The organism is Mesorhizobium sp. M8A.F.Ca.ET.207.01.1.1, assembly GCF_004794715.1.
Classification (GTDB): Bacteria; Pseudomonadota; Alphaproteobacteria; order Rhizobiales; family Rhizobiaceae; genus Mesorhizobium.
In genome coordinates, this window is record NZ_SRUS01000253.1 from 1 (window position 1) to 356 (window position 356).

At 68.3% G+C, this 356-nt stretch carries 1 protein-coding gene; it reads right to left on the reverse strand.

Annotated elements, in window-relative coordinates:
- The coding region (locus EN850_RS36890) for a hypothetical protein (protein ID WP_210238045.1) at positions 1-224 on the reverse strand (224 nt) is incomplete at its 3' end.
- Positions 225-356: the final 132 nt, after the last annotated feature.

A 356-nucleotide genomic window follows, 5' to 3' on the forward strand; every position in this document is an offset into this window, starting at 1 on the left:
CTGTCGGCGGCGCGCCGCTGCAGGCGTTCGAGCGGCGTGCCGGCCGACCCGACCATCTCCTCGAATGATTCCTGACCGAACCTGTCCATCGACCCCGCCCCCGAGCTCCGTGGATGATTATGCCGGCCACCGGCGCGTTGCAATGCCGGCACGCCTTGGCCGCCGCTGGCCGGAGCGACGCGGCCTTCCCCTGCTTTTCGAGCGGCCGGCATTAAACCCGGCAACCACATCTGCTAGCGTGCCCCAATGAACATGCACATGCCGACCGACAACGACGCCCCGGACACGATGGCGCCGGCGCCCGCAGTGGGCGGCGTCACGCCGATGATGGAGCAGTATATCGAGATCAAGGCGGC